Origin of the sequence: Streptomyces cacaoi (assembly GCF_006539165.1) — a bacterium.
Classification (GTDB): domain Bacteria; phylum Actinomycetota; class Actinomycetes; order Streptomycetales; family Streptomycetaceae; genus Streptomyces; species Streptomyces cacaoi.
In genome coordinates this window covers 1-6,943 of the sequence record NZ_BJMM01000110.1, presented here as the reverse complement: position 1 = coordinate 6,943, position 6,943 = coordinate 1, and the positions used below count along the sequence as shown (strand labels likewise).

The window sequence follows — 6,943 nt, the reverse complement described above, 5'->3', positions numbered from 1 at the left end:
CCTGCATCACATCGTGACCGACGGGTGGTCGATGGGTGTGATCACGCGGGAGCTGAGTGAGCTGTACGCGGCTGCGGTGCAGGGGCGTCCGGCGGAGCTGCCGGAACTTCCCGTGCAGTACGGGGACTACGCGGTCTGGCAGCGTGAGCGGCTCTCGGGTGATGCCCTGGACGGCCAACTGGACTACTGGCGTGGGCGGTTGGACGGCCTGGAGCCGTTGGAGTTGCCGACGGACCGGCCGCGTCCCGCCGTGCGGACGAGTGCGGGCGCGCTGCACACCTTCGAGGTGTCCGCGCACCTCTCGGCCCGATTGCACGAGGTGGGCGAGCGGACCGGCGTGAGCCTGTTCATGGTGCTCACGGCCGTCACCCAGCTGCTGCTCGCGCGCTACGCGAACACCCGCGATGTCGCCGTGGGCACGGCCGTCTCCGGGCGGGACCGGGCGGAGCTGGAGGGGCTGGTCGGCTTCTTCGTCAACACGCTCGTGCTGCGGTCCCGTGTCGACGACTCCCGGACGTTCGAGGAGCACCTGGCCGAGGTGCGCGCCACGGTTCTGGACGCCTTCGCGCACCAGGACGTGCCGTTCAGCAGGCTCATCGACGAGCTGGACCCCGTCAGGGACACCAGCCGGACGCCGCTGGTGCAGGCGATGGTGAGCTTGCAGAACACCCCGGACGCCTCTTTCGCGCTGCCCGGGCTCGCCTGCGCACCGGTGGAGGTGCCGCGCGAGACCGCACAGTTCGACCTCACCGTGGGCTTCCGCGAGGACGAGGACGGCCTGCACGTGGGTGTCGAGTACAGCACCGAGCTGTTCGACGCCGCGACGATCGCGCGGTTCGCCGACCACTGGCTCGTGCTGGCCGAGGAGTTGACCGCGGCGCCGGACCGGCCGCTGCACACGGCCGGTCTGCTCACCCCGGCCGAGCGGAAGCAGCTGGCGGACCAGGCCGCCGCCACGGCCGTCGAGGTGCCCGCGCTGGCCGTGCCGGAGCTGTTCGCACGGGTCGTCGCCGCCGACCCCGCCGCGACGGCCGTCGTCCAGGGCACGCGGACGCTGACCTACGCGCAGATCGACGCGCGGGCGAACCGGCTGGCCCGGTATCTGCGTGCGGAGGCCGGGGTCGGTGCCGGGGCGCGGGTGGCGCTGCTGCTGCCCCGGTCCGTCGATCTGGTCTGCGCGGTCCTCGCCGTGCTGAAGGCGGGCGCCACCTATGTGCCCGTCGACCCCTCGTATCCCGCGGAACGCATCGCCTATCAGCTGTCCGACAGCGCCGCCACCGTGGTCGTGACCCTGGCCGGGCAGCCGTCGGTGGCTCCCGCGGACGAGGCCGGGGGCAGGGCCCGGGCCGGGGCCGGGGTGCGGACCGTACGGCTCGACGACCCGGAGACCGTGCGTGCCGTCGACGCGCAGGAGCCGGACGACCCCGCCGTGCCGGTGCCGCTCGACGCGGGGGCCTATGTCATCCACACCTCGGGTTCGACGGGCCGGCCCAAGGGCGTGCTCGTCACCCACGCCGGAGTGGCGAGCCTGGCCGCTTCCCAGGCCGGACGGCTCGGCGTGGGGCCCGGCTCCCGCGTCCTGATGTTCGCCTCGCCGGGGTTCGACGCGTCCTGGTGGGAGCTGTGCATGGCCCTGCTGTCGGGAGCGGCCCTCGTCATCGACAGCGAGGACGCCGAGGGCAGCGAGGACGCCGAGGGCGGCGGGGACGGCGGGGGCGGTCGGCGGCCCGGCAGGGGCGGCAGCGACCGGGGTGAGCGGATCGGCCGGATCGTCGCGGAACACGGGGTCACACACGCCACGTTGCCGCCCGCACTGGTGGCCGCGCTCGACGAACGGGAGCTGCCCGGCGTGCTGACGGTGGCGGGCGAGGCGTGCCCGCCCGAGCTGGTGGACCGCTGCGCACCGGGCCGCCGGCTGATCAACGCGTACGGGCCCACCGAGACCACGGTGTGCGCGACCACCAGCGGCCCGCTCGCGCCCGGCACCGGCGTACCGCCCATCGGCACGCCCGTCGCGAACACCCGGACGTACGTCCTCGACGACCGGCTGCGTCCCGTCCCCACCGGCGTGGCGGGCGAGCTGTACGTCGCGGGAAGCGGGCTGGCGCGCGGCTACCTCAACCGCCCCGGCCTCACCGCCGGTTCCTTCGTCGCCGACCCGTTCGGCGCCGGCGGCCGTCTGTACCGCACGGGCGACCTGGTGCGCCGGCGCGCCGACGGGCAGCTGGAGTTCGTCGGCCGCGGTGACGACCAGGTGAAGGTGCGCGGGTTCCGCGTCGAGCCGCGGGAGATCGAGGCCGTGCTGGCCGCGCACGGCACGGTCGGCCAGGCGGTCGTGGTGGCCCGCGCGGACAGCCGGGGAACGACCCGGCTGGTCGCGTACGTCGTCCCGGCGGAGGGCTCGGCGGCGGAGGGCTCGGCGGAGACTGCTGGAGGCACGGGCACGGGCACGGGCACGGGCACGGGTGCGGACGCGGGCGCGGACGCGGTTGCGGGCGCAGCCGCAGCCGCAGCCGCAGGCGTGGACCCGGGCGCAGGCGGAGGCGCAGGCCCAGGTGTGGGCGCGGGCGCGGGTGCGGACGCAGGCGTGGGCGCGAGGGGCGCGGAGGCGTCGGCCAACGGTGCCGGGGTGCCGGACGCGGGCGCGCTGCGGGAGCACGCGGCGGCGCTGCTGCCGGACCACTTGGTCCCGTCCGCCTTCGTGACGCTGGACGCGATCCCGCTGAACGCCAACGGCAAGGTCGACAAGGCCGCGCTGCCCGACCCCGGCGGCCGGGACGGCGCCGCCGCACACCATGTGCCGCCCCGCACCGGGACGGAACGCGTCCTCGCGGCGATCTGGGCCGAGGTGCTGGGCGCCGAACGGGTCGGTGTGCGGGACAACTTCTTCGACCTCGGCGGGGACTCCATCCTCAGCATCCAGGTCGTCTCCCGTGCCCGCAGGGCCGGACTCGCCCTGTCGTCCCGCGATGTCTTCCTGCGCCAGACCGTCGCCGAGCTGGCGTCCGTCGCCGGGCAGCCGGACCCGGAGGGCGCCGCGGGCCGGTCACGGACCCTCGCCGAACAGGGCGCCGTGCACGGGCCCGTCGCCCCCACACCGATCCGCGCATGGTTCTTCGACAACCATCCGGTGGCTGCGCACCACTTCACCATGTCGATGTCCTTCCGCCTCGCCGAAGGGCTCGACCCGACGGCGCTGCGCGCGGCCCTGGAAGCGGTGCTCGCCCAACACGACGCGCTGCGCACCGTGTTCACCGACGACGGCGCCGCGCACATCAGGCCCCACGCGGACGTGGACGAGGTCCTCACCGTCCATGAACTCGCCCCCTCCCCGCAGACGGCGACGCCGGACGCAGCCCCGGCACCCGATGCCACCGCCGTCGACGACCCGCTGGATGCGGCGTGGCGTGCCGTCACCGCCGGAGTGCAGTCCGCCTTCCGGCTCGACAGGGGACCGCTGCTGCGCGTCGTGCTCGGCCTGGCCGCGGACGGCAGCGGCCCGCGCATTCTGCTGACCGCGCACCACCTGGTCGTCGACGGGGTCTCGTGGCGGATCCTGCTGGACGACCTCGCCACCGCCTACGCACAGGCGGCGGAGGGCCGCGCCGTCGACCTCGGGCCGAAGACCACCTCGGTGCGGCAGTGGGCCGACCGGCTCACCGCACACGCCTCGGCCGGCGGCTTCGACGACGAGGCGGACCACTGGCTCGCCGCCCTGGACGGCGTCGACACGGCCCTTCCCGTGGACCTCCCCGCGAACCGTCCCGCGAGCCTTCCCGCGAATCTCTCCAAGGGCCTGCCCGACGCCGGAACCGTCGCCCAACAGGACACCGTCACCGTGGAGTTGGGAGCGGACTACACCGAGGCGCTGCTGCACCGTGTCTCCACCGTCTACCGCACCCGCACGGACGACGTCCTGCTGACGGCGCTCGCCCGCGCCCTGCGCACCTGGACGGGCCGCGACAGCGTCGCGCTCCACCTGGAGGGCCACGGCCGCGAGGACCTCTTCGACGACGTCGACCTCACCCGCACCGTCGGCTGGTTCACCTCCCTCTACCCGGTTGCGCTGCGCCTGCCGCCGGAGGACGCGGGGTGGCGAGGCGACGTCACCGCCGTCAAGGAGCAGCTGCGTGCCGTCCCGCACCGCGGCGTCGGCTACGGGGCGCTCCGCCATCTGGCGACCGGACCGGCCGCCGAGGCCCTGCGCGAGGGGCCCGAGCCGTGCGTCAGCTTCAACTACCACGGCAGGTTCGAGGTCGCACAGCCCGACGGGGCCGGCAGCGGCGGCTTCTACCGCGCGGAACTCCCCGTCGCCGGGGCGGACCACAGCGGAGCAGAACGCCGCACCCATCTGCTCGACATCACCGGCGCCGTCCAGGACGGCCGGCTCACCTTCGCGTGGACGTACGGGACGGGCGTCCACCACCGGGAGACCGTGGAGACACTGGCCCGGCGCTTCGCGGACGAGCTGCGGTCGTTCGTCGCGCACTGCGCCGAGCCCGACTCCGGCGCCTGCACACCGTCCGACTTCCCGCTGGTGGATCTGAGCCCGGAGGAGGTGGACCGGCTGGCGGGCGACGGGCGGGACGTCGAGGACATCTACCCCCTCACGCCCCTCCAGGAAGGCATGCTCTTCCACGCCCTCACCGACGGGGGCAGCACCACCGCCCCGACCGACGGCGCCCCGACCGACGGTTCCACGGCCGACGGCACTCCGGCCGACGGTTCCGCGGCCGACGGCACTCCGGCCGACGGCACCCCGACCCGCGAGCGTGTCCCTGAGCCCGGCCAGGACCGGGGCCCGGACGTGGATCGGGGCCCGGACGGCGATCGGGGCCCGGACGGCGATCGGAGCCACGGCGCGGAACCGGGTTCCGGCACTGTCCCGGGTTCTGGCACTGACCCGCGTTCCGGCGCTGTCCCGGGTTCCGGCGAGGGAGCCGGCGCGCCCGCCTACCTCGAACAGCTCGCCTGCGTCCTCGACGGCGTGCCCGGCCCCGAGGCGCTCGCCGCCGCCTGGCAGCGCGCCTCCGACCGGACGGACGCGCTGCGCGTCGCGGTGTCCTGGGAACACACCGCACGCCCCGTGCAGATCGTGCACCGCGACGTGCGGGTACCGGTCGTCACCCACGACTGGAGCGACTGCACCGAAGAGGAACGCGAAGCCCGCGTGACCCGACTCCTGCGCAGCGAACGGCAACTCGGCCTCGACCTGACCACGGCCCCGCTCCAGCGGGTCCATCTGGCGCGGCTGCCCGCCGGGCGCGTCCAACTCGTATGGACCTTCCACCACGTGCTGCTGGACGGCTGGAGCAGCGCCGCCCTGCTCACCGACATCCTCACCGACTGCGCCGCGCACGCGCCCGGGCCGCGCCCCGGAACCGACCGGTCCGGCACCGACCGATCCTGCACTGCCCGGCCGGGAACGCCGCACCCGGCGCCCGTCCCCGAACCGGCACCGCGTGGCGACTTCGGCGACTATCTGCGCTGGCTCGCAGGACGCGACCACGCCGAGGGCCGCGCCTACTGGCGTGACCGGCTCGCCGGCTGGACCGAGCCGACCGCCCTGCCCTACGACCACCGGTCCGATTGGGCGCACCGCGGTCGCTCCACCGAGCGCCTGCCCGTGACCCTGCCCGAGGGGACCGCGACCGCCGCCGTCGCCTTCGCCCGCCGCCACCGCATCACCGTCAACACCCTGGTGCAGGGCGCCTGGTCGCTGCTGCTGGCCACCTGGTCCGGCACCCGCGACGTCGTGTTCGGCGCCACGGTCTCCGGACGCCCCGACGAACTCGCCGGTGCGGAGGACATCCTCGGCCTGTTCATCAACACGCTGCCCGTGCGGGTCGGCATCGACCGGGACACGACCGTGGCGGACTGGCTGAGCGCCCTGCACACGGCACAGGCCGCATCGCGCCCCCACGAGTACGTGGCGCTGTCCGACATCGAGACCGAACTCCCCGCCGGAGCCCCGCTGTTCGACAGCCTCGTCGTCTTCGAGAACTATCCCGTCGACGGTGCGGCCGCCGACCGGCACGGCATCTCCCTGACGGACGTCCGTGCCGTCGAGTCCACCAACTACGCGCTCACCCTCATCGCCGGCGGCACCGAGGCCCTGAGCATGACCCTCGCCTACGACCCCGACCTGTTCACCACCACCACGGCCCACCGCCTCGCCGACCACCTCTCCCACACCCTCCACAGCCTGACCGCGCACCCGCAACGCCCCCTGGGCGCCCTGCCGTTGACCTCCGGTGCGGAGCTGGAGCGGGTGCTGGGCGCCGAGTGGTCGGGCGTGGTGGGTGCGCCCGCGGGGCGTTCCCTGGTGGACGTGTTCGCCGAACAGGCCGCTGCCCGTCCGTCGGCTCCGGCGGTGGTGTGCGGCGAACGAACGCTCAGCTACGGAGAGTTGGACGCCGCGTCCAGCCGTCTGGCCGGAGTGCTTGTTGCCCGGGGCGTGCGGTCGGAGTCCCGCGTGGGGCTGCTGCTCGGCAGGTCGTCCGACGTGGTGGTGGCGATGCTCGCCGTGCTCAAGGCGGGTGCGGCGTATGTCCCGTTGAACGCCGCGTTCCCCGACGAACGGTTGCGCCATGTGCTGGAGGACAGCGGCGCCTGTCTGGTGGTGGCGGACTCCGGGTTGGAGGACCGTGCGCAGGGCGCGGGCGTGGCGGTCGTACGCGTCGATGCCCGGCCGAGTGAGGCGGCGGGAGCACTGCCTGCTCGTGTGGCGGCGGAGTCGTTGGCGTATGTGATGTTCACGTCGGGGTCGACGGGTCGGCCGAAGGGTGTGGCGGTCACGCACGCGGATGTGGTGGCGCTGGCTCGCGACGAGCGGTTTGCCTCGCCTGCGCATGAGCGGGTGCTGTTCCACTCTCCGCATGCGTTCGATGCGGCGACGTACGAGGTGTGGGCGCCGCTGCTACGGGGCGGCTGTGTCGTCGTC

The 6,943-nt window shown here is 74.4% G+C and carries 1 protein-coding gene; it reads left to right on the top strand.

Annotated features, from left to right (window positions below; translation table 11 throughout):
- The coding region (locus SCA03_RS35435) for a condensation domain-containing protein (protein ID WP_170223874.1) at window positions 1-6,943 on the top strand (6,943 nt) is incomplete at both ends.